The sequence below is a fragment of the Pseudomonas sp. 3JA genome (assembly GCF_036961705.1).
In the GTDB taxonomy this organism is placed as follows: domain Bacteria; phylum Pseudomonadota; class Gammaproteobacteria; order Pseudomonadales; family Pseudomonadaceae; genus Aquipseudomonas; species Aquipseudomonas fluorescens_Q.
The window spans coordinates 35,685-54,040 of sequence record NZ_JBAMDJ010000020.1 but is presented as its reverse complement, the minus strand read 5'-3'; the positions used below and the strand labels follow the sequence as shown (position 1 = coordinate 54,040).

Sequence of the window (18,356 nt, the reverse complement as noted above, 5' to 3'; positions counted from 1 at the left end):
TAGGCTAATGGTGTTGGATCAGCTTATTCCGGATATCAGCCATCCCTTGAGCATCCAACTCCATCCAAAGATGCTGCTTGCCAGCAATCTGCGCCGCCACCGGCAAACCATCGCGATACACCAGCCGATTGCCCGCCAGCGCCGGCACTTTCGCCCCCGGCAGCAGGGTGCCGGCCAGGTTCAGCGGGTCGACGCCGCACACCGCCACCAGGCTGCCGTCGGTGGGGCGGCGGCGTACTTCGCGCAGCAGCGGGATGGCTTCGGGCAGGGCGAATTGTTCACCTGCCAGGCCGCTGACGAACCGCCCGCCACGAATCTCGCCCCGTGCCTCCAACCGATGAAAGGTGCGCAGCAGCTCGCGCCAGCTCGGCAACCAATCGGCCTCCCGCTCCAGCAAGCGCCAGAACACCACGCCGTAGCGGCGCAGTAGGGTCATGGCGATGTGTTCCAGGGTCTCGGGCGGTGTCGGCGCCGGGCGGTTGCCTTCCACCGGCGCGGGTTGGCTACGGCGCAGCAAGGCCCAGCGTCCTGCGTCGTCCATGCCGCCGACAAACGCTCCGCGCCCGCGCCGACTGCTGCGGGCCTGGCGTTTGCTGGCGGGGGTGATCAGCGCGCGCAGGCCGGCGAAACTGTCGGCATTCACCAATCCGGCGCCCACCAGTTCCTGCAAGGCGATTTCCAGTTCGCTGCGCAGCAGATGAGCCTCGTGGGCCAGTTCGTCGAAAAACAGCGCGCCGTGTTCGGCGAGGGCCTGATGGACTTTTTGTGTCTTGGGCGACAGCTCATCAAGGGCCGTTTGCCCGGCCAGGCTGCTCCACAACGCCACCTGGCTGCGCGGCAGCAATACCACCGGCGTGCTGCGTAGGGCGCTGGCGGAAGGCTTCTGGTGCGCACTCAGGCGCGTCCATACCCACTTGCCGCTGCGGCACAACTCATCGAGCCAACTGGGCGAATAGTCTTTGATCCGCGCCGGCAGCAGGTCGCTGTCCCAGGCTGACGCGGCGGCTGGAAAGCCTTCGAACTGACCCAGGATCGACGGCAGCACGGCATTGCCCCGACCTTGGCTGGACGATGACAGGTGTTGCCAGTCGAACAGGAAACGCATGAAATCCTGCAACATCACCGGCTCGATTTCCCGGCGCAGGCGCTTGACCGTGTAGCGATGAATGCGCGCCAGCAAATGCCGCTCGCACCATTCCTCCTGGCCGGTGCCCGGCGTGAACCGCCCACGCAGCACATAGCCTTGCTGCTCGAGTTGCGCCAGGGCTTGGGTGAGCTGCGGTGTCGACAACCCCAGCGGGTAGGCAATGGCCTTCAACGGCAGCGGGCCAAAGGCGCTGAGTCGGGCGCGGAGCACTTCCACCAGGGCCTCGTCGCCGTCCCAGGCTTCATCGAAACCGGCCAAGGGCGTCAGCGCTGGTTGCCATTGGGCCTGTGGATAAACCGCTTGCAGACACGTCAGCCGTTCCAGCGCCACCCACAAGCCGCGTTCGGCGCTGATCTGCACATGGCTGGCGCGTCCGCCCTCGGCCAGCGTCTGCAACCAATCCAGCCACGACGCGTGGGCGCTGGCCTCGCTGTCGGCGATGCAGGCCAGGCTCATCAAGGCTTCGTGCATCTCATCGAGATTGGTCGGCGTCGGCCAGGCTTCATCCCGGACCGACTGGATGGCTTCGGCGTCCAGGGCGCCGAGGTCGTCGGTGGCCTGTGGATCGCTCCAGCGCCGGTTGATCACCGCCTGGGTGCGCCGTTCTTCCAGCGGCGCGTCGTCGAGAAAGGTGTAGGGCCGGGCGCTGAGGATTTCCGCCGCCAGCGGCGAGGGCGCCGGCAGGTCGCGGCTGATCAGGCGAATCTGGCCGGCTTCCATGCGCCGCAACAGCGTCAGCCAACCTTCGCTGTCCATGGCTTCGTGCAGGCAATCGTCGAGGGTCTGTTCCACCAGCGGATGGTCGGGGATTTCCCGCTCGCCGGCGAGGTTTTCCAGGCAGGCGATCTGGTCCGGAAACACGCTGGCAATCAGGTCCTCGCTTTTCATGCGCTGGATCTGCGGGGCGACTTTGCGCCCGCCGGCGTAGCGCGGCAAGGCCAGGGCCACGCCAGCGTTCCAGCGCCAGCGCACGCCGAACAGCGGCGCATCCAGCACCGCCTGGACCAGGATCTGCTCGGCGCTGTGGCTGTTGAGGTAGCGCCACACTTCGTCCAGTTCGAAGCTGTGGCTGGTGGACAGCGAGAGCACGATGGCGTCTTCACTGGCGGCGGCCTGCAATTCGAAGTTGAAGGTGCGGCAGAAGCGCTTGCGCAAGGCCAGGCCCCAGGCGCGGTTGATACGGCTGCCGAAAGGTGTGTGGATGATCAGTTGCGTGCCGCCGGACTCGTCGAAAAAACGCTCCATCAGCAGCGTGTCCTGGGACGGCAGGGCGCCAAAGGCCAGGCGCGCGGGGGCCAGGTAATCCACCAGTTGTTCGGCGCTGGCCAGGTTCAGTTGCAGGGTGCCGGTGAGCCAATCGAGGGCCGGTTGCAGGTTGCCCGGCGTGGCGCCGAGCAGGTGATCGAGCTGGGCTTGCAGGCGCGCCACGGCCAGGGACAATTCGGCGCTGCGCCCCGGTGCTTCGCCGAGCCAGAACGGAATGGTCGGCGGCTGGCCCTGGGCGTCTTCGACCCGCACGCGGCCAGTCTCGACGCGAATGATGCGATACGACGTATTGCCCAACTGGAACACATCGCCGGCAATGCTCTCCACCGCGAAGTCTTCGTTGACGCTGCCGATGTTCAGCCCTTGGGGTTCGAGCAGCACGCTGTAGTCGGCATTGTCTGGAATGGTGCCGCCGCTGGTCACCGCCGTCAGCTTGCTGCCCCGGCGCCCGCGCAGGGTCCGGGTCACGGCATCGCGGTGCAGGTAGGCGCTGCGCACGCCCTGGCGGCCATTGAGGCCTTCGGCGAGCATCTGCAACAGCGCCCGGTAATGCCCTTCGTCCAGCTCGGCGTAGGGCGAGGCGCGGCGGAAGGTCTCCAGCAGCGCCTGCTCCGGCCATTCCTGGCAACTGACCTCGGCGACAATCTGCTGGGCCAGCACATCCAGTGGCGCCTTGGGAATGTGCAGGATGTCGAGTTCGCCACGGCGCACGCAGTCGAGCAGGGCCGCGCATTCGATCAAGTCGTCGCGGGTGGTGGCGAACAGGCGGCCCTTGGGCGTGCCACCGACCTGGTGACCGGAACGACCGACCCGTTGCAGGAACGCCGAGATCGAACGGGGCGAGGCGATCTGGCAGACCAGGTCGACATCGCCGATATCAATGCCCAGCTCCAGGGACGCGGTGGCGATCAGCACCTTCAGTTCGCCGCGCTTGAGGCGTTGTTCGGCGTCGAGGCGAAACTCCTTGGCCAGGCTGCCGTGATGGGCCGCCACGGCGTCCTTGCCCAGGCGCTCGCTCAGATGACGGCTCAGGCGCTCGGCCAGGCGCCGGGTGTTGACGAACACCAGGGTGGTGCGGTGTTCCCGGGCCAGCTCGGCGAGGCGGTTGTAGACCAGTTCCCACACGTCATTGGCCATCACCGCCGACAGCGGTACTGGCGGCACCTCTATGTCCAGGTCCCGGGGGCGGGCGTGGCCGATGTCGACGATTTCGCAGCTACGTCCCTCACCGACGAGAAAACGCGACACCGCTTCGATGGGCTTTTGCGTGGCGGACAGGCCGATGCGCATCAACGGTTCGGCGCACAGGGCTTGCAGGCGTTCCAGGCTCAAGGCCAGGTGGCTGCCGCGCTTGCTGGCGGCGATGGCGTGGATTTCGTCGACGATCACCGTGCGGGTGCTGGCGAGCATCTGCCGGCCGGAATCGGAACCGAGCAGCACGTAGAGCGATTCGGGGGTGGTCACCAGGATGTGCGGCGCGGTCTTGCGCATCGCCGAGCGTTCTTTCTGCGGCGTGTCGCCGGTGCGTACGGCGGTGGTGATGTGCAGGGGGGGCAGGTCCATCCGCCGCAGCTGTTCGGTGATGCCGGCCAGCGGGTTTTGCAGGTTGATCTGGATGTCGTTGCTCAAGGCCTTGAGCGGCGAGACGTAGACCACCAGCGTTTGGTCCGGCAGGCCGCCTTGTTCCAGGCCGCGGTGCACCAGGTCATCGAGCACGGCGAGAAAAGCCGTCAAGGTCTTGCCCGAGCCGGTAGGCGCCGCCACCAGGGTCGAACGACGCTGGCCGATCAACGGCCACGCTTGGGCCTGGGCGGCCGTGACCGCCGGGAATGTCTGGCTGAACCAGGCGCGAACGGCGGGGTGAAAGCCTGCCATGGCGTGGTCGGCTGCAAGGGGCAGATTCATAGGATCAGTGTATGCGGGCGAGGTGGGGAGGATGCAAGTACTGATACTGTGCCTGTGGCGAGGGGATTTATCCCCGCTGGGCTGCGAAGCAGCCCCAAACAAGCAAATGGGATAGATCTGACCCACCCAGGTGGCAATTAAAGGGGCTGCTGCGCAGCCCAGCGGGGATGAATCCCCTCGCCACAAGTCAGCTACCAGCCTTGTAAGATGCGATCCACACTTTACGGATGACGGTTGCGCACTAAACCCGCAAAATGCAACGATTCCGACAACGCCTGCGGGCGTGGTCGACCAAATTCTTGTGCCAATAGACTGGGCCTGCTGACTTTATGCGAATGCGCCTTATGTTACTGGGCGGCGGAAATGCCCTTGGGCAGGCGCTGATTCGCCTCGGTGCAGAAGAAGACATCGGTTTTCTTGCCCCCCGCCCGCCCGAAGACGGTTGGGATGCCGCGAGCCTGACGCAACTGCTCGACGACACCCGTCCGGACGCCTTGATCAACCTGGCGTACTACTTCGACTGGTTCCAGGCCGAGGCTGTCAGCGAGCAGCGCCTGGCCAGCCAGGAGCGCGCTGTCGAGCGCCTGGCCGAGCTGTGCCAGCATCACAACATCGTCTTGCTGCAACCGTCGAGCTATCGCGTGTTCGATGGCTCCCGCGCCACGGCCTACAGCGAGAAAGACGAGCCCGTGCCCCTGGGCGTGCGCGGCCAGGCGCTGTGGCGGATCGAGCAAAGCGTGCGCGCCACTTGCCCGCAACACGTGCTGCTGCGGTTCGGCTGGCTGCTGGACGACAGCGCTGATGGCATCCTCGGGCGTTTCCTGGCCCGGGCCGAACAGCCCGAGGAGTTGCTGCTGGCCGACGACCGCCGCGGTAATCCGACGCCGGTGGACGATGCGGCACGGGTGATCATCTCGGTGCTCAAGCAACTCGATTGCGCGGCGCCGCTGTGGGGCACTTATCATTACGCCGGGCACGAGGCGACTACACCGCTGGCGCTGGGCCAGGCGATCCTCACCGAAGCCCGTGCCCTGCATCCGCTGGCCATCGAGTCGCCCACCCCCCAGGCCCACGCCGCACGGCCGGACGCCGCGGAAGAACCGCAGCACGCGGTGCTGGCCTGCAAGAAAATTCTGCACACTTTCGGGATCAAGCCCCGCGCCTGGCGCGCGGCACTCCCGGGCTTACTGGATAGGTTTTATCGCCATGGCTGAAGGCCCTGTTTTAATCACCGGCGGCGCGGGTTTCATTGGCTCGCACCTGACCGACGCTTTGCTTGCCAAGGGACATTCGGTACGCATCCTCGATGATCTGTCCACTGGCAAGCGCAGCAACCTGCCGCTGGACAACCCCGCTGTCGAACTGATCGAAGGCGACGTCGCCGATGCCGCGCTGGTGGCGCGGGTCATGGCCGGTTGCAGCGCCGTCGCGCACCTGGCGGCGGTGGCTTCGGTGCAAGCTTCGGTGGACGACCCGGTGCGCACGCACCAGAGCAATTTCATCGGCACCCTGAATGTCTGCGAAGCCATGCGCCAGAGCGGTGTGAAACGGGTGCTGTTCGCCTCCAGCGCAGCGGTCTACGGCAACAACGGCGAAGGCGAGTCGATCGACGAAGAAACCCCCAAGGCGCCGCTCACGCCGTATGCCTCGGACAAACTGGCCAGCGAGTTCTACTTCGACTTCTATCGCCGCCAGCATGATCTGGAGCCGGTGGTGTTCCGCTTCTTCAACATCTACGGCCCGCGCCAGGATCCGTCCTCGCCGTATTCCGGGGTCATCAGCATCTTCAGCGAACGGGCACAGAAAGGCCTGCCGATCACCGTGTTCGGTGATGGCGAGCAGACCCGGGATTTTGTCTACGTCGAAGACTTGGTGGACTTGCTGGTGCAGGCCATCGAGAAGCCAGAGGTGGAAGTGGGGGCAGTGAACGTCGGCTGGAACCAGGCCACGACCCTCAAGCAGATGCTCCAGGCCCTGGCCGCCGTGGTGGGTGATCTGCCGCCGATCAGCTACGGCCCGGCGCGCTCCGGCGATATCCGCCATTCCCGGGCCGACAATCGCCGGCTGGGGCAGCGCTTCAGCTTTCCCCAGCAAACGCCGCTGAGTGTGGGGCTGGCGCGGCTGTTGGGCCGCTGAACGAAAAAGGCGCCTTTCGAGGCGCCTTTTTCATGAACTTGCTGGAGTGAACACTGTGGCGAGGGAGCTTGCTCCCGCTGGGCTGCGAAGCAGACCCAAAGTATTTGCGACCGCTTCGCGCTCGAGCGGGAGCAAGCTCCCTCGCCACAGGATGTGTTGTCAGCTGTTCATTGCGTTGCCATTTAGAACTTGTAACCCAACCCCACCATGTAGATCCATGGGTCCACGTCGACATTCACCTTGGCCCGGGTACCGCCGGCCACGGCGTTGTTGTCCACATAGGCGGTGGTGTCGATGTCGATGTAGCGAATCTGGCCGTTGATCATCACGTTGTCGGTCAGCATGTAGTCAGCGCCCACTTGCCACGCCATGCCCCAACTGTTGCTCGCGCGGAAATTGCTGAAGCCGTTGGCGCTGGCTTCGCTGCCGACGTGTTCGTCGTAGATCCAGGTGTAGTTGATACCGGCGCCGACATAAGGCTGGAACGTCGACTTGGCGTCGAGTGGGTAGTAGACCAGGCTCAGGGTTGGCGGCAGGTGCTTGAGGGTGCCGAGCTTGTTGTTGGCCGCGCCCAGGGCGGTGCCTTTGATTTTCACGTCGTGCTCGAACGGCGAGGCCGCCAGCAGTTCGATCCCCAGGTTGTTGGTGATCATGTAGGCGAAGTTCAAACCCAACTGCGTGTCGCTGCTCATGGTCGCCTTGCCGCCCAGGTCGGCGCCGGCCAGCGGGCCACGGTCGACCTTGACGCTGGAGCTGTCGGCTTCCGGATTGACGGTGATGGCACCGGCGCGAACGATAATATCGCCGGCTGTGTGGGCCTGGGCGAGTGGGGCGGCGAGCGCGAGGGCGGCGAGGGAAGCGCAGAGCAAGGACTTGTTCATGAGGGCTCCAGAGGGCATCGAAATTTGATGTCTCATGGTACGAAGCCGTCTGGCCCGGTCTTTTGACCCAGCTCAATGAGTCAGGGGGTGTTTAATTGACTCAGCTCAATAAAAGCGCTGATGAGAAAATTTGAGGGAACCATCGCGAGCAAGCTCGCTCCCACATCATTCGACCGCATGCTTTCTGAAGAAACACGATCAACTGTTGGAGCAAGCTTGCTCGCGATAGCTATCTGACTGACCGCACATCACGACCGGATTCACTCCGGCAGCTCATACACATAAATCTTCTCGGCCTCCATCTGATACCCGGCATCGGCCAGTTCACTGGTGGACGGCTTGACCTGCATCGGCCCTTCGACCCAGTACGGTTGATACAACTCGTCGAGCTTGACCCCGACTTCACTTTTCACATGCACGATCTGGTTGGACGGCGGTGGTGGTACGTGGATACAGGCGCCGAAATACGGCACCAGCAAAAAGTCGGTGGTGCGACCTTCCTCGCTGACTTCCAGCGGCACGATATAGCCCGGCAAACGAATCTGCTGGCCATCGAGGGCCTTGACCACCGGGGCGTTGGGCAAGTCCTGCTTGGCCGCAGGGGCGGACTCGGCGGCCAGGGCGTCGCTCATCTTCGACAAGTCGTGCAGCGGGGTCATGTTCGGCACTTCTGGCGGGGCGTCCGGCGGGATCATTTCCGACCAGGCCAGGTCCCTCGGCTCGGCCGCCCACAGCGGCAGGGCGACCATCATCAACAGCGCAAGCAGGGCGCGGGGCATTTTCAAGGTCCTCATAGACGGATCGACAGGCCGTCGGCCAACGATTGGCGATAGGCGCGCCAGGCCGGCACGCTGCCCATCAGCAGGGCGGCGACCAGGATGCCAGCCAGCAGCGTCCATTCATATTCGCTCGGCCAGCCCAGCGGCAAGTACAAGCCGTAGGCCGATTGCACGTAACCCTGGGCGGCGGCGATGCCGATGTACAGCAAGGCCAGCCCGGCGATGACCCCGGCCAGCGCCAGGGCGAAGGCTTCGAGCACCAGCAGCGTTGCGATGTGCCACGGCCGCGCACCCACCGAGCGCAGGATCGCCATTTCCCGGCGGCGCTCGTTGAGGCTGGTGAGGATCGCCGTAAGCATGCCGATCAACCCGGTCAGGACCACGAACAGCGAAATCACGAACAAGGCTTTTTCCGCGGTGCCCATCAGGCTCCACAACTCCTGCAGCGCCACGCCGGGCAGGATCGCCAGCAGGGGTTCGCCGCGGAACTCGTTGATCTCGCGCTGCAAGGCAAAGGTGGAAATCTTGCTGTTGAGGCCGAGCATGAACGCGGTGATCGCTTGGGGCGTGAGGTCCATGTTGCGGGCCTGGTCGGCGCTGATGCGGCCATTGCCCTGGGCCGGCACGCCGTTCTTCCAGTCGATGTGGATCGCCTCCATGCCACCGAGGCTGATGTGCAGCGTGCGGTCCACCGGGGTGCCGGTGCGCTTGAGAATCCCGACCACGGTGAAGGGCTTGTCGTCGTGCTTGACCAGGCTGATCGCCGCCACGCCATGGGTCAACACCAGTTTGTCGCCGAGCTTGTAGTGCAGCGCCTCGGCCACTTCGGCACCGAGCACCACTTCGAACGGATCGGTTGCGAAAGCCCGGCCGTCGGCCAGTTCCAAGTGCTGCTGGCGCCCGTACTGGTAATGCTCGAAGTAGGCCTCGGTGGTGCCCATCACCCGATAACCACGGTGGGAATCGCCCAGGGACATGGGGATCGCCCACTTCACTTTCGGGTTACTGGCGAAGTGTTCAAAGCTGTCCCAGCGGATATTGTTGGTGGCGTTGCCGATGCGAAACACCGAATACAGCAGCAGGTTCACGGAGCCGGAGCGGGCGCCGACGATCAGGTCGGTGCCACTGATGGTGCTGGCGAAACTGGCTCGCGCCTCGGTACGTACCCGCTCCACTGCCAGCAACAAACAAACAGAAAGGGCGATGGCAAACGCGGTGAGGATCGCGGTGAAGCGGCGGTTCGCCAGGCTGGCCATGGCTAGACGGAACAAATACATCTCAAACCTCGAGTGGCGTGGCGGCGCGATTGAGATCGGCCAGCGACAGGTTGCGGTCGAACAGCGGCGCCAGGCTCTGGTCGTGGCTGACGAACAACAGGCTCGAGCCGGCCTCGCGGCATTCGGCGAACAGCAGTCGCAGGAAGTTTTCCCGGGCGTCGTAGTCCAGGGCCGAAGTCGGCTCGTCGGCGATCACCAGCTCCGGCTGGCCGATCAGCGCCCGGGCGGCGGCGACCCGTTGCTGTTGGCCGATGGACAGCGAGTCGGCGCGCCGCCCCAACAGGTTCGGGTCGGTCAAGCCCAGGTGGGCCAGCAGCGTGGCGGCGGCTTGATCGACGCTGCCGTGGCGCTGGATCGCCCGTTGCGCACGCAGCTTGGAAAAGTGACAGGGCAGCTCGACGTTTTCGCGCACCGAGAGAAACGGCAGCAGGTTGAATTGCTGGAAGATATAGCCGGTGTGGTCGACGCGAAAGCGGTCGCGACTGCCTGCGCCCAGTTCGCTGAGTTCCTGGCCAAGCAGGCGGATGCTGCCGCGGTCCGGTGTCTGCACCCCGCCCAGCAGCCCCAGCAAGGTGGTCTTGCCGCTGCCGCTCGGGCCCTTGAGAAACAGCGTCTCACCAGCCTCCAGGCGGAACGCCGGGATATCCAGCAACGGCGGATGCCCGGGCCAACTGAAGCCCAGGTCGGAGAGTTCGATGAGTGCTTGGGTCATGTTTGTCGCTTCAAAATGGAACCTGCGGGAGACCTGTGGGAGCTGAGCTTGCTCGCGATGAGGCCATCACATTCAACTTGGATCTTGACTATCGGACCGCTATCGCGAGCAAGCTTTGCTCCCACCAAGCTCGCTCCCACATGGGGTTTGCAGTGAATCAGAATTTCAGGCTGGCCGCCTTGGCCGTCACTTCCACGCCTTGCTGGCCGCTCGGGCTGATCAGTTGTACCTGAATTTTCTGGGTGGCCGGGAAGGTTTTGAACAGGGTCGCCAGGTCCAGGTTCTTCAGTGCACCCGGGGCGGCGCAGGTGAATTGGTAGTGGGCATGAATCTCACTGTGCTCGCCGTGGTGCTCGTCGCCGTCTTCATCATGGTCTTCGTGGTCCGGTTCATCACCGAACAATGGGCTTTCCAGTTCCTGTTGGGCCACGGTGCATTTGGCGGCGGCCGGCAAGTTGAACAACGCCAATGGTTTGTCCAACTGCGCGCGTACGGCGGCGACCTTGGCCTTGTCGGCATCGCTGGTGGCGGCGTGTTCGAAGCCCACCAGGTTCATCGCCGGGCTTTCCAGTTCCAGCTCCAGGGTCTGGCCGTCCAGGGCGGCGTTCAACCGGCCCACACCGTGTTCATGGGCACCCAGGCTGCCGTGCTCGTGGTCATGATCATGCTCGACCGCCCCATGAGCGACGGCCAATGGCAGCAGGGCGAACGGCAAAGCGAGAAGCAGACGACGCATGACGAGTCTCCGAAAAGGTTATGTAATCTTATAACGAAAGTGCGGAGAGTTTGACCGTCTGCTTGGCGTCGCGCAAGGGCCATGGGAGCATGCGAACATGAAATATTCAGGAGCACGGTGATGTTGCGGATACGCGGAACCGTCGGCGATTGGCCGGTGGACTTGTCGATCGAAATGGATGAGAGCGACTGGGCGCAGCTCGGCGCGCAATTGCAGGCGGCCAAGCCCGACGCGGCGACAGCGCCTGCGGTCAGGCCGGCGAATCAGGACGATGCGTTGTGGCAGATCGCCAAGGAACTGCTGCGCAAGGCCGGGCAATTGAGCGGCCCGGACTTGCTGGAACAGCTCGAAGGCCTGACCGGCAGCGCCTCGGCGGGCAAGCGCCTGTTGGTGCGCTTGCGCCACTGTGCCGAGGTCAAGGTACTGAGCGGCGCCGATACGCCGCTCTACAGTTGGGTGGGAGAAGAAGCGGCAAGCTACAAGCCGCAAGCTTCAAGCTGAAGCAATCTTGCAGCTTGCAGCTTGCCGCTGCCCCCCTAATACAACGCCGCGAACAGCTTGCGACGATAGCTCGTCACCAGCGGATGATCGTTGCCCAGCAGTTCGAACACTTGCAGCAAGGTCTTGTGGGGCAAGCCTTCGCTGTAGCTGCGGTTACGCATGAACAGCTTGAGCAGTGCATCGAGGGCCGCTTCGTACTGCTGGCGCGCCAGTTGCTGGATCGCCAGTTGGTACACCGCTTCATCGTCCTGCGGGTCTTTTGCCAGTCGGGCCTTGAGGTCGGCGGCGTCCGGCAGGTGCTTGGCCAGGCCGAGGAACTGGATTTGCGCCTTGGCGCCCGCGAGCGCGGCTTTGTGCTCGTCGCTTTTTACCGCATCGAGCACGGTCTGCGCTTCGTCCAGCTCGCCGCGTTCAGTCAGGCAACGGGCGTACAGGATCAGCGCCTTGGCATTGGTGTTGTCTTCACCCAGCAACACCGTGAGCAGGGCTTCAGCGTCGGCGAAACGACCGTCGTCGAACAGCGCCTGGGCTTGTTCGAACGGGTCGGCGGCGGCTGGCGGTGGCATCTGCACGTGGGGTTCGAGCATCGCCCGCACCGCCGATTCCGGCTGGGCCCCGGCAAAGCCATCGACCGGCTGGCCATCCTTGAACAGCACCACGGTGGGCAGGCTGCGGATGCCGAAGCGGGCGACGATATCCTGCTCGATGTCGCAGTTGACCTTGGCCAGCAGCAGTTCGCCCTGATAGCTCTCGGCAATTGTTTGCAGCATCGGCATCAGGGCCTTGCACGGCGCACACCACTCGGCCCAGAAATCCACCAGCACCGGTTTGTGGAAAGAGTTCGCGATCACCGACTGGTCGAAATCGGCGGTGGTGGCGTCGAAGATGTAGGGCGTTTCCTGAGTCATGGGCAATCTCGTAGAGCGCTTGAATGGGGCAACTATACGGCTTGGTGGGGGGTGGCTGAAAGCGGGGTGGTCTTTCGCCCTGTGGTGTCTGACAGGACGCCATCGCGGGCAAGCCCGCTCCCACAGTTGATCTTCAGTGGGTACAACATTCGCGTTCACTCTAGATCCCGTGTGGGAGCAGGCTTGCTCGCGAAGCTTTTCAGGCGCGCCGCGCGTGATACAGGCTCACATGCCGAAACTCTTCAGGCTCGGCCAGGTCCGGCAAGGTCATGGCCTGGAGCATGTCGATGCGTCGGTACAGCGGATGCTGGAAGTCCCGCACCCGGGAGTCGGCCACCAACGCCTCTCGGCCACGGCTGAGGAATTGATCGAGCAGCGGCAGATTGGCCCGGTCGTAGAGCACATCGGCGACCAGGATCAGGTCGAAGCGATCGGCCTCGGCGAAGAAATCCGTTGAATACCCCAGCTCCACGTCATTGAGCGCGGCATTGGCCCGGCACGCGGCAATCGCCAGTGGGTCCAGGTCGCAGGCCACCACCTCCAGCGCTCCAGCCTTGACCGCCGCGATGCCCGCCACGCCGGAACCGGCGCCAAAATCCAATATGCGCTTGCCCTTGACCCACTGCGGCTGTTCGGCCAGGTAGCGCGCCATCGCCAGGCCGCTGGCCCAGCAGAAACTCCAATAGGGCGGCTCGTGGAGAATGCGCCGGGTTTCTTCCGGGCTGAAGGCGCGGTCCATGTTGTCGCCGTCGATCAGCCACAACTTCAAGTCGGTGCCAGGTAGCGGGCAGGCCACCAGGCGCGCGTCACCCAGCAATTCACTCAACGCCCGTTGCAGGTCCTGCGGTGCACTCATGGCGCTTTGACGAATTGCAGGGCGCCCAGGGCCTGGGTGGTTGGTTGGCTGATGCGTTGCTCCGGCAGGTGCAGGATCAACTGGCCGGACTGGCTGGCGCGGCCACGCAGTTCCACCCGGGCGCCGACCGGGAAGGCGTCGGGGTTGAAGCGCAGGCGGAAGGGCAGGGCCTGGTTGGTGCCGATCAGGCTGGAGCTGGCGAGTAATTGCTGTGGGCGGTCCTTGTCATCGATCACCAGCAACGCCAGTTCGACCTCGGCCCCGGCCGGCACGCCTTGCAAGGTGCCGCTCAATTCGCGCTGATACGCCGGCAGTGGCCCGAGCTCGGCCGCCTGGCGGGCTTTTTCCTGGGCCTGTTTCGGCGCTGGTGCCGGGGCGGGGGCCGCGGGCTTGGGGGCGTCGCTGCTGCACGCCATCAGCAGGCTGAAAAGACTGAGCAAAACGAGCGATCGTAGCGGCATGTGTGGCTCCAGCAAGGTGAATTCCATGGATCTGACGGTAAGCCCGTCTGTATACCGTAAACCCTATGGCTTGTCTTGCCAGTGGGATGCGCTACCATGGCCCTCCCTTTTTTTGTTGCCTGCCACCATGCACTGTCCCTTCTGCGGTGCCAACGACACCAAGGTCATCGACTCGCGACTGGTCGCCGAGGGCGAACAAGTCCGCCGCCGCCGCGAATGCCTGGCTTGCGGCGAACGTTTCACGACGTTCGAGACCGCTGAACTGGTGTTGCCGCGCCTGATCAAAACCGACGGCAGCCGCCAGCCGTTCGATGAAGAAAAACTGCGCGCCGGCATGCAGCGCGCCCTGGAAAAACGCCCGGTGAGCGTCGAGCGCCTGGAAGCGGCGCTGGTGCACATCAAGCACAAGCTGCGGGCGACCGGCGAGCGCGAGGTCAAATCCCTGGTAGTCGGTGAGTTGGTGATGGCCGAGTTGCAGAAGCTCGATGAAGTCGCCTACATCCGTTTCGCCTCGGTGTACCGGCGCTTCCAGGACCTGAACGAGTTCCGCGAAGAAATCGACCGCCTGGCCCGCGAACCGGTGAAAGAATGACCGGCTCGGCGCAGCAGGCCGTCCTCGACGCCCACTACATGGCCCGTGCCCTGGAGTTGGCGCGACGCGGTCACTACACCACCCACCCCAATCCCCGGGTCGGTTGCGTGATCGTGCGTGACGGGCAGATTGTCGGCGAAGGCTGGCATATCCGTGCCGGCGAGCCCCATGCCGAAGTCCATGCCCTGCGCGCCGCTGGCGAACAAGCCCGCGGCGCCACGGCTTACGTGACCCTTGAGCCGTGCAGCCATCACGGGCGTACGCCGCCGTGTGCCGATGCGCTGGTCAACGCCGGTGTGGCGCGGGTGGTGGCGGCGATGCAGGACCCCAACCCGGAAGTCGCCGGGCGTGGCCTGCAACGGCTGGCCCAGGCCGGCATCGCCACCGAAAGTGGCGTGCTGGAAGGCGAGGCGCGCAAGCTCAATGAAGGTTTTCTCAAACGCATGGAGCAGGGGCTGCCGTTCGTGCGGGTCAAGCTCGCCATGAGCCTCGATGGCCGCACCGCCATGGAAAGCGGCGAAAGCCAGTGGATCACTGGCCCGGCTGCACGTTCAGCGGTGCAACGCCTGCGTGCCCAGGCCAGCGTGGTATTGACGGGTGCCGATACGGTGCTGGCGGACAACGCCCGGCTGACCGTGCGCGCCGATGAACTCGGGCTCGATGCCGAGCAGACGGCGTTGGTCATGAGCCGCCCGCCGCTGCGGGTGTTGGTGGACGGTCGTCTGCGGGTGCCGCTGGATGCCGCGTTTTTCAAGGCCGGTCCGGCGCTGGTCGCTACCTGCATGGCGGTGGAAGAACAATACGCCAACGGTCCCGAATGCATGATCGTGGCAGGCGATGACGGCCAGGTCGATCTGCGTCGGCTGCTGGTGGCGCTGGCTGCCCGGGATGTCAATGAAGTGCTGGTGGAGGCTGGTCCGCGCCTGGCGGGCGCTTTTGCCCGGCAAGGGCTGGTGGACGAGTTCCAGATTTTCATCGCCGGCAAGTTCCTCGGTTCTTCGGCGCGGCCGCTGTTGGACTGGCCGCTGGCGCAGATGAAGGACGCTCCCCAGCTGAAAATCACCGAAATCCGCGCCGTGGGCGATGACTGGCGAGTCATCGCCGTTCCCGTTCCACCGGCCAGCGTATAATTCCCGGCTTTCGCGCAAGCGGCGGCCTGTTCTCGAGGAGGACTCCATGTTTACCGGCATCATCGAATCCATCGGCAGCATCCGTGCACTCACCCCCAAGGGCGGCGATGTGCGGGTCTACGTCGAAACCGGCAAGCTCGACCTGAGCGACGTCAAGCTGGGCGACAGCATCGCGGTGAACGGCGTGTGCCTGACCGCCGTTGAACTGCCCGGCAACGGCTTCCTGGCGGACGTGAGCCGTGAAACCCTCGACTGCACGGCCATGAACGACCTCAAGAGCGGCAGCCCGGTCAACCTGGAAAAAGCCCTGACCCCCACCACTCGCTTGGGCGGGCATCTGGTCAGCGGCCACGTGGACGGCGTCGGCGAAGTGGTCTCGCGTACCGATAACGCCCGGGCCGTGGAGTTTCGCATCCGCGCCCCGAAAGAACTCGCCAAATACATCGCCCATAAAGGCTCGATCACCGTCGACGGCACCAGCCTGACGGTCAACGCGGTGGATGGTGCCGAATTCCTGCTGACGATCATTCCCCACACCCTGAGCGAAACCATCATGGCCTCGTACCGGCCAGGTCGCCGGGTCAACCTGGAAGTCGACTTGCTGGCCCGTTACCTGGAGCGCCTGCTGCTCGGTGACAAGGCCGCGGAGCCTGCATCCGGCAGCAACATCACCGAAAGCTTCCTGGCCGCCAACGGCTACCTCAAATCCTGACCCAAGGGGGTGCCGCGTGGCGCTCAATAGCATCGAAGAACTGGTTGAAGACATCCGCCAAGGCAAGATGGTCATCCTCATGGATGACGAAGACCGCGAGAACGAAGGCGACCTGATCATGGCCGCCGAATGCTGCAAGGCCGAGCACATCAACTTCATGGCCAAGCATGCTCGTGGGCTGATCTGCATGCCGATGACCCGCGAGCGCTGCGAGCTGCTGAAGCTGCCGCTGATGGCACCGCGCAACGGCTCGGGCTTCGGCACCAAGTTCACCGTGTCCATCGAGGCTGCCGAGGGCGTGACCACCGGTATTTCCGCGGCTGACCGCGCGCGCACCGTCCAGGCGGCTGCCGCGAAAGACGCCAAGGCCGAAGACATCGTCAGCCCCGGCCACATCTTCCCGCTGATGGCCCAGGCTGGCGGCACCCTGGCCCGCGCCGGCCACACCGAAGCGGCCTGCGACCTGGCGCGCATGGCCGGCTTCGAGCCCAGCGGCGTGATTTGCGAAGTGATGAACGACGACGGCACCATGTCCCGTCGTGCGGAGCTGGAAACCTTCGCCGCCGAACACAACATCAAGATCGGCACCATCGCCGACCTGATCCACTACCGGATGATCCACGAACGTACCGTTCAGCGGATTGCCGAGCAGCCGCTGGACAGCGAACTGGGCCAGTTCAACCTGGTGACCTACCGCGACTCGGTGGAAGGCGACGTGCACATGGCGCTGACCCTGGGCACCGTGTGCGCCGAAGAGCCGACCCTGGTACGGGTGCACAACATGGACCCATTGCGCGACCTGTTGATGGTCAAGCAACCCGGCCGCTGGAGCCTGCGGGCTGCCATGGCCGCGGTGGCGGAGGCCGGCAGCGGCGTGGTGCTGCTGCTCGGTCACCCTCTCGATGGCGACGTGCTGCTGGCGCACATCCGCGAAACCGCGGATCAAGCCGCCGTGAAAAAACCGACCACCTACAGCATAGTCGGTGCCGGTTCGCAGATCCTTCGGGACCTGGGCGTGCGTAAAATGCGCCTGATGAGCGCACCGATGAAATTTAATGCGATATCCGGTTTCGATCTGGAAGTTGTAGAATACGTGCCCTCCGAATAATGGCCTGCGGATTCCGGCATTATTGTTCACTTGAGGCTTGTTAGATTCATTGTGGCGAGGGAGCTTGCTCCCGCTTGGGTGCGCAGCACCCACAATAGGGCCGCTGCGCAGCACCCACAATCGGGGCCGCTTCGCAGCCCAGCGGGAGCAAGCTCCCTCGCCACAAAAGCTTGAAATGGACAGCATGACGGGATCTGCGGGGGCTGTAGATTCGAGACTAATATCACTGAGGAGCGCGTATAGAACGCGCTCCGGCTCTTTAAGAGATCTGACGAATGACCCTGAAGACCATCGAAGGTACCTTCATCGCCCCCAAAGGCCGCTACGCTCTGGTAGTGGGCCGTTTCAACAGTTTCGTGGTCGAGAGCCTGGTTGGCGGTGCGGTCGATGCCCTGGTTCGCCATGGCGTGAGCGAAAGCGACATCACCATCATCCGTGCCCCTGGCGCCTTCGAAATTCCGCTGGTTGCGCAGAAAGTCGCTCAAAAGGGCGAATATGCGGCGATCATCGCCCTGGGCGCGGTCATTCGTGGCGGTACTCCGCACTTCGAATACGTGGCCGGCGAATGCACCAAGGGCCTGGCCCAGGTCTCCATGGAATTCGGCGTGCCAGTCGCTTTTGGCGTACTGACCGTTGACTCCATCGAGCAAGCCATCGAGCGTTCCGGCACCAAGGCCGGTAACAAAGGTGCCGAAGCGGCACTGTCCGCCCTGGAAATGGTCAGCCTGCTGGCGCAGTTGGAGGCCAAGTGATTAGCGACGAAAGCGATCGTTTCAACCCGCGCGATCCAAAGCCTGCGGATGCCGGCAAGCCGTCGAAAAGTGCCAAGCGCCGCGAAGCCCGTCAGCTCGCGACCCAGGCGCTGTATCAATGGCACATGGCCAAGCAATCGCTGAACGAGATCGAAGCGCAGTTTCGGGTCGACAACGATTTCAGTGATGTTGATGGCGCTTACTTCCGCGAGATCCTGCATGGGGTCCCGCAGTTCAAGACTGAAATCGACACCGCGCTCACGCCTTGCCTGGACCTGACCATCGAAGAGCTGGATCCGGTTGAACTGGCGGTGCTGCGCTTGTCCACCTGGGAGCTGCTCAAGCGCGTCGACGTACCGTACCGCGTGGTGATCAACGAAGGGATCGAGCTGGCGAAAGTCTTCGGCTCCACCGATGGCCACAAGTTCGTCAACGGTGTGCTCGACAAACTTGCCCCGCGCTTGCGTGAAGCCGAAGTGAAGGCGTTCAAGCGCTGA

At 64.1% G+C, this 18,356-nt stretch carries 18 protein-coding genes; 9 read left to right on the top strand and 9 right to left on the bottom strand.

Going from position 1 to position 18,356, the window contains the following annotated elements; genetic code table 11:
• Positions 1 to 4: 4 nt before the first annotated feature.
• On the bottom strand, positions 5 to 4,318 hold the full coding sequence (locus V7773_RS16825) for a DEAD/DEAH box helicase (protein ID WP_336074215.1): 4,314 nt from the start codon (positions 4,316 to 4,318) through the stop codon (positions 5 to 7).
• Positions 4,319 to 4,647: 329 nt separating this feature from the next.
• On the opposite strand from V7773_RS16825, the gene V7773_RS16820 reads away from it, so the two are divergent.
• Together V7773_RS16820 and V7773_RS16815 are read left to right on the top strand one after the other, a co-directional pair.
• Positions 4,648 to 5,532 (top strand): sugar nucleotide-binding protein, encoded by an 885-nt coding sequence (locus V7773_RS16820; RefSeq protein WP_053188636.1) that lies wholly within the window; start codon positions 4,648 to 4,650, stop codon positions 5,530 to 5,532.
• Positions 5,525 to 6,454 carry an NAD-dependent epimerase/dehydratase family protein gene (locus V7773_RS16815; RefSeq protein ID WP_063324158.1) on the top strand — a complete coding sequence of 310 codons (930 nt, stop codon included), beginning with the start codon at positions 5,525 to 5,527 and terminating at the stop codon, positions 6,452 to 6,454. Before V7773_RS16820 ends, V7773_RS16815 begins: the two co-directional genes overlap by 8 nt.
• Before the next feature lie 182 nt (positions 6,455 to 6,636).
• Here V7773_RS16815 and V7773_RS16810 read toward each other — a convergent pair whose 3' ends face one another.
• From V7773_RS16810 to V7773_RS16790, 5 genes are all read right to left on the bottom strand, one after another.
• Positions 6,637 to 7,335 carry an OmpW/AlkL family protein gene (locus tag V7773_RS16810; protein ID WP_063324159.1) on the bottom strand — a complete coding sequence of 233 codons (699 nt, stop codon included), beginning with the start codon at positions 7,333 to 7,335 and terminating at the stop codon, positions 6,637 to 6,639.
• Positions 7,336 to 7,595: 260 nt separating this feature from the next.
• On the bottom strand, positions 7,596 to 8,114 hold the full coding sequence (locus V7773_RS16805; protein ID WP_013694320.1) for a DUF3299 domain-containing protein: 519 nt from the start codon (positions 8,112 to 8,114) through the stop codon (positions 7,596 to 7,598).
• An 11-nt stretch (positions 8,115 to 8,125) separates the two neighbouring features.
• Complete coding sequence (locus V7773_RS16800) at positions 8,126 to 9,391, bottom strand: ABC transporter permease (protein WP_336074212.1); 1,266 nt, start codon at positions 9,389 to 9,391, stop codon at positions 8,126 to 8,128.
• 1 nt (position 9,392) lies between these two features.
• Complete coding sequence (locus tag V7773_RS16795) at positions 9,393 to 10,103, bottom strand: ABC transporter ATP-binding protein (protein WP_336074211.1); 711 nt, start codon at positions 10,101 to 10,103, stop codon at positions 9,393 to 9,395.
• A 157-nt stretch (positions 10,104 to 10,260) separates the two neighbouring features.
• On the bottom strand, positions 10,261 to 10,839 hold the full coding sequence (locus tag V7773_RS16790; RefSeq protein ID WP_063324162.1) for a DUF2796 domain-containing protein: 579 nt from the start codon (positions 10,837 to 10,839) through the stop codon (positions 10,261 to 10,263).
• 120 nt (positions 10,840 to 10,959) lie between these two features.
• On the opposite strand from V7773_RS16790, the gene V7773_RS16785 reads away from it, so the two are divergent.
• The gene (locus V7773_RS16785; protein WP_336074210.1) at positions 10,960 to 11,340 is read left to right on the top strand and encodes a hypothetical protein; all 381 of its coding nucleotides are present in this window, start codon (positions 10,960 to 10,962) and stop codon (positions 11,338 to 11,340) included.
• Positions 11,341 to 11,375: 35 nt separating this feature from the next.
• Here the strand turns inward: V7773_RS16785 and trxA are convergent, their stop codons facing one another.
• The 3 genes from trxA to V7773_RS16770 form a co-directional block, all read right to left on the bottom strand.
• Complete coding sequence (gene trxA, locus V7773_RS16780) at positions 11,376 to 12,248, bottom strand: thioredoxin (RefSeq protein WP_072346362.1); 873 nt, start codon at positions 12,246 to 12,248, stop codon at positions 11,376 to 11,378.
• Between the two features lie 199 nt (positions 12,249 to 12,447).
• The gene (locus tag V7773_RS16775) at positions 12,448 to 13,104 is read right to left on the bottom strand and encodes a class I SAM-dependent methyltransferase (protein ID WP_336074209.1); all 657 of its coding nucleotides are present in this window, start codon (positions 13,102 to 13,104) and stop codon (positions 12,448 to 12,450) included.
• Positions 13,101 to 13,565 carry a YbaY family lipoprotein gene (locus tag V7773_RS16770; RefSeq protein WP_092225533.1) on the bottom strand — a complete coding sequence of 155 codons (465 nt, stop codon included), beginning with the start codon at positions 13,563 to 13,565 and terminating at the stop codon, positions 13,101 to 13,103. Before V7773_RS16770 ends, V7773_RS16775 begins: the two co-directional genes overlap by 4 nt.
• Before the next feature lie 127 nt (positions 13,566 to 13,692).
• Here V7773_RS16770 and nrdR point away from each other — a divergent pair, with 127 nt between their 5' ends.
• The 6 genes from nrdR to nusB all read left to right on the top strand — a co-directional run bounded on the left by nrdR (position 13,693) and on the right by nusB (position 18,356).
• The gene (nrdR, locus tag V7773_RS16765) at positions 13,693 to 14,157 is read left to right on the top strand and encodes a transcriptional regulator NrdR (protein ID WP_013694316.1); all 465 of its coding nucleotides are present in this window, start codon (positions 13,693 to 13,695) and stop codon (positions 14,155 to 14,157) included.
• Entirely contained in the window at positions 14,154 to 15,287 is a 1,134-nt protein-coding gene (ribD, locus tag V7773_RS16760; protein ID WP_063324167.1) for a bifunctional diaminohydroxyphosphoribosylaminopyrimidine deaminase/5-amino-6-(5-phosphoribosylamino)uracil reductase RibD, read from the top strand. The genes nrdR and ribD overlap by 4 nt, the downstream gene beginning before the upstream one ends.
• A 46-nt stretch (positions 15,288 to 15,333) precedes the next feature.
• Complete coding sequence (locus tag V7773_RS16755; RefSeq protein ID WP_041022468.1) at positions 15,334 to 15,999, top strand: riboflavin synthase; 666 nt, start codon at positions 15,334 to 15,336, stop codon at positions 15,997 to 15,999.
• Positions 16,000 to 16,015: 16 nt separating this feature from the next.
• On the top strand, positions 16,016 to 17,107 hold the full coding sequence (gene ribBA, locus V7773_RS16750; RefSeq protein WP_063324168.1) for a bifunctional 3,4-dihydroxy-2-butanone-4-phosphate synthase/GTP cyclohydrolase II: 1,092 nt from the start codon (positions 16,016 to 16,018) through the stop codon (positions 17,105 to 17,107).
• Between the two features lie 275 nt (positions 17,108 to 17,382).
• Positions 17,383 to 17,859: a 6,7-dimethyl-8-ribityllumazine synthase gene (gene ribH, locus V7773_RS16745; protein WP_003206025.1), complete on the top strand. Its 477-nt coding sequence runs from the start codon at positions 17,383 to 17,385 to the stop codon at positions 17,857 to 17,859.
• On the top strand, positions 17,856 to 18,356 hold the full coding sequence (nusB, locus tag V7773_RS16740; RefSeq protein WP_057713127.1) for a transcription antitermination factor NusB: 501 nt from the start codon (positions 17,856 to 17,858) through the stop codon (positions 18,354 to 18,356). Before ribH ends, nusB begins: the two co-directional genes overlap by 4 nt.

Excerpts from the sequence above, each read along its gene's own strand:
- V7773_RS16825 (WP_336074215.1), bottom strand. The coding sequence starts at position 4,318 with ATGAATCTGCCCCTTGCAGCCGACCACGCCATGGCAGGCTTTCACCCC.
- V7773_RS16820 (WP_053188636.1), top strand. The coding sequence starts at position 4,648 with ATGCGAATGCGCCTTATGTTACTGGGCGGCGGAAATGCCCTTGGGCAG.
- V7773_RS16815 (WP_063324158.1), top strand. The coding sequence starts at position 5,525 with ATGGCTGAAGGCCCTGTTTTAATCACCGGCGGCGCGGGTTTCATTGGC.
- V7773_RS16810 (WP_063324159.1), bottom strand. The coding sequence starts at position 7,335 with ATGAACAAGTCCTTGCTCTGCGCTTCCCTCGCCGCCCTCGCGCTCGCC.
- V7773_RS16805 (WP_013694320.1), bottom strand. The coding sequence starts at position 8,114 with ATGCCCCGCGCCCTGCTTGCGCTGTTGATGATGGTCGCCCTGCCGCTG.
- V7773_RS16800 (WP_336074212.1), bottom strand. The coding sequence starts at position 9,391 with ATGTATTTGTTCCGTCTAGCCATGGCCAGCCTGGCGAACCGCCGCTTC.
- V7773_RS16795 (WP_336074211.1), bottom strand. The coding sequence starts at position 10,103 with ATGACCCAAGCACTCATCGAACTCTCCGACCTGGGCTTCAGTTGGCCC.
- V7773_RS16790 (WP_063324162.1), bottom strand. The coding sequence starts at position 10,839 with ATGCGTCGTCTGCTTCTCGCTTTGCCGTTCGCCCTGCTGCCATTGGCC.
- V7773_RS16785 (WP_336074210.1), top strand. The coding sequence starts at position 10,960 with ATGTTGCGGATACGCGGAACCGTCGGCGATTGGCCGGTGGACTTGTCG.
- trxA (WP_072346362.1), bottom strand. The coding sequence starts at position 12,248 with ATGACTCAGGAAACGCCCTACATCTTCGACGCCACCACCGCCGATTTC.
- V7773_RS16775 (WP_336074209.1), bottom strand. The coding sequence starts at position 13,104 with ATGAGTGCACCGCAGGACCTGCAACGGGCGTTGAGTGAATTGCTGGGT.
- V7773_RS16770 (WP_092225533.1), bottom strand. The coding sequence starts at position 13,565 with ATGCCGCTACGATCGCTCGTTTTGCTCAGTCTTTTCAGCCTGCTGATG.
- nrdR (WP_013694316.1), top strand. The coding sequence starts at position 13,693 with ATGCACTGTCCCTTCTGCGGTGCCAACGACACCAAGGTCATCGACTCG.
- ribD (WP_063324167.1), top strand. The coding sequence starts at position 14,154 with ATGACCGGCTCGGCGCAGCAGGCCGTCCTCGACGCCCACTACATGGCC.
- V7773_RS16755 (WP_041022468.1), top strand. The coding sequence starts at position 15,334 with ATGTTTACCGGCATCATCGAATCCATCGGCAGCATCCGTGCACTCACC.
- ribH (WP_003206025.1), top strand. The coding sequence starts at position 17,383 with ATGACCCTGAAGACCATCGAAGGTACCTTCATCGCCCCCAAAGGCCGC.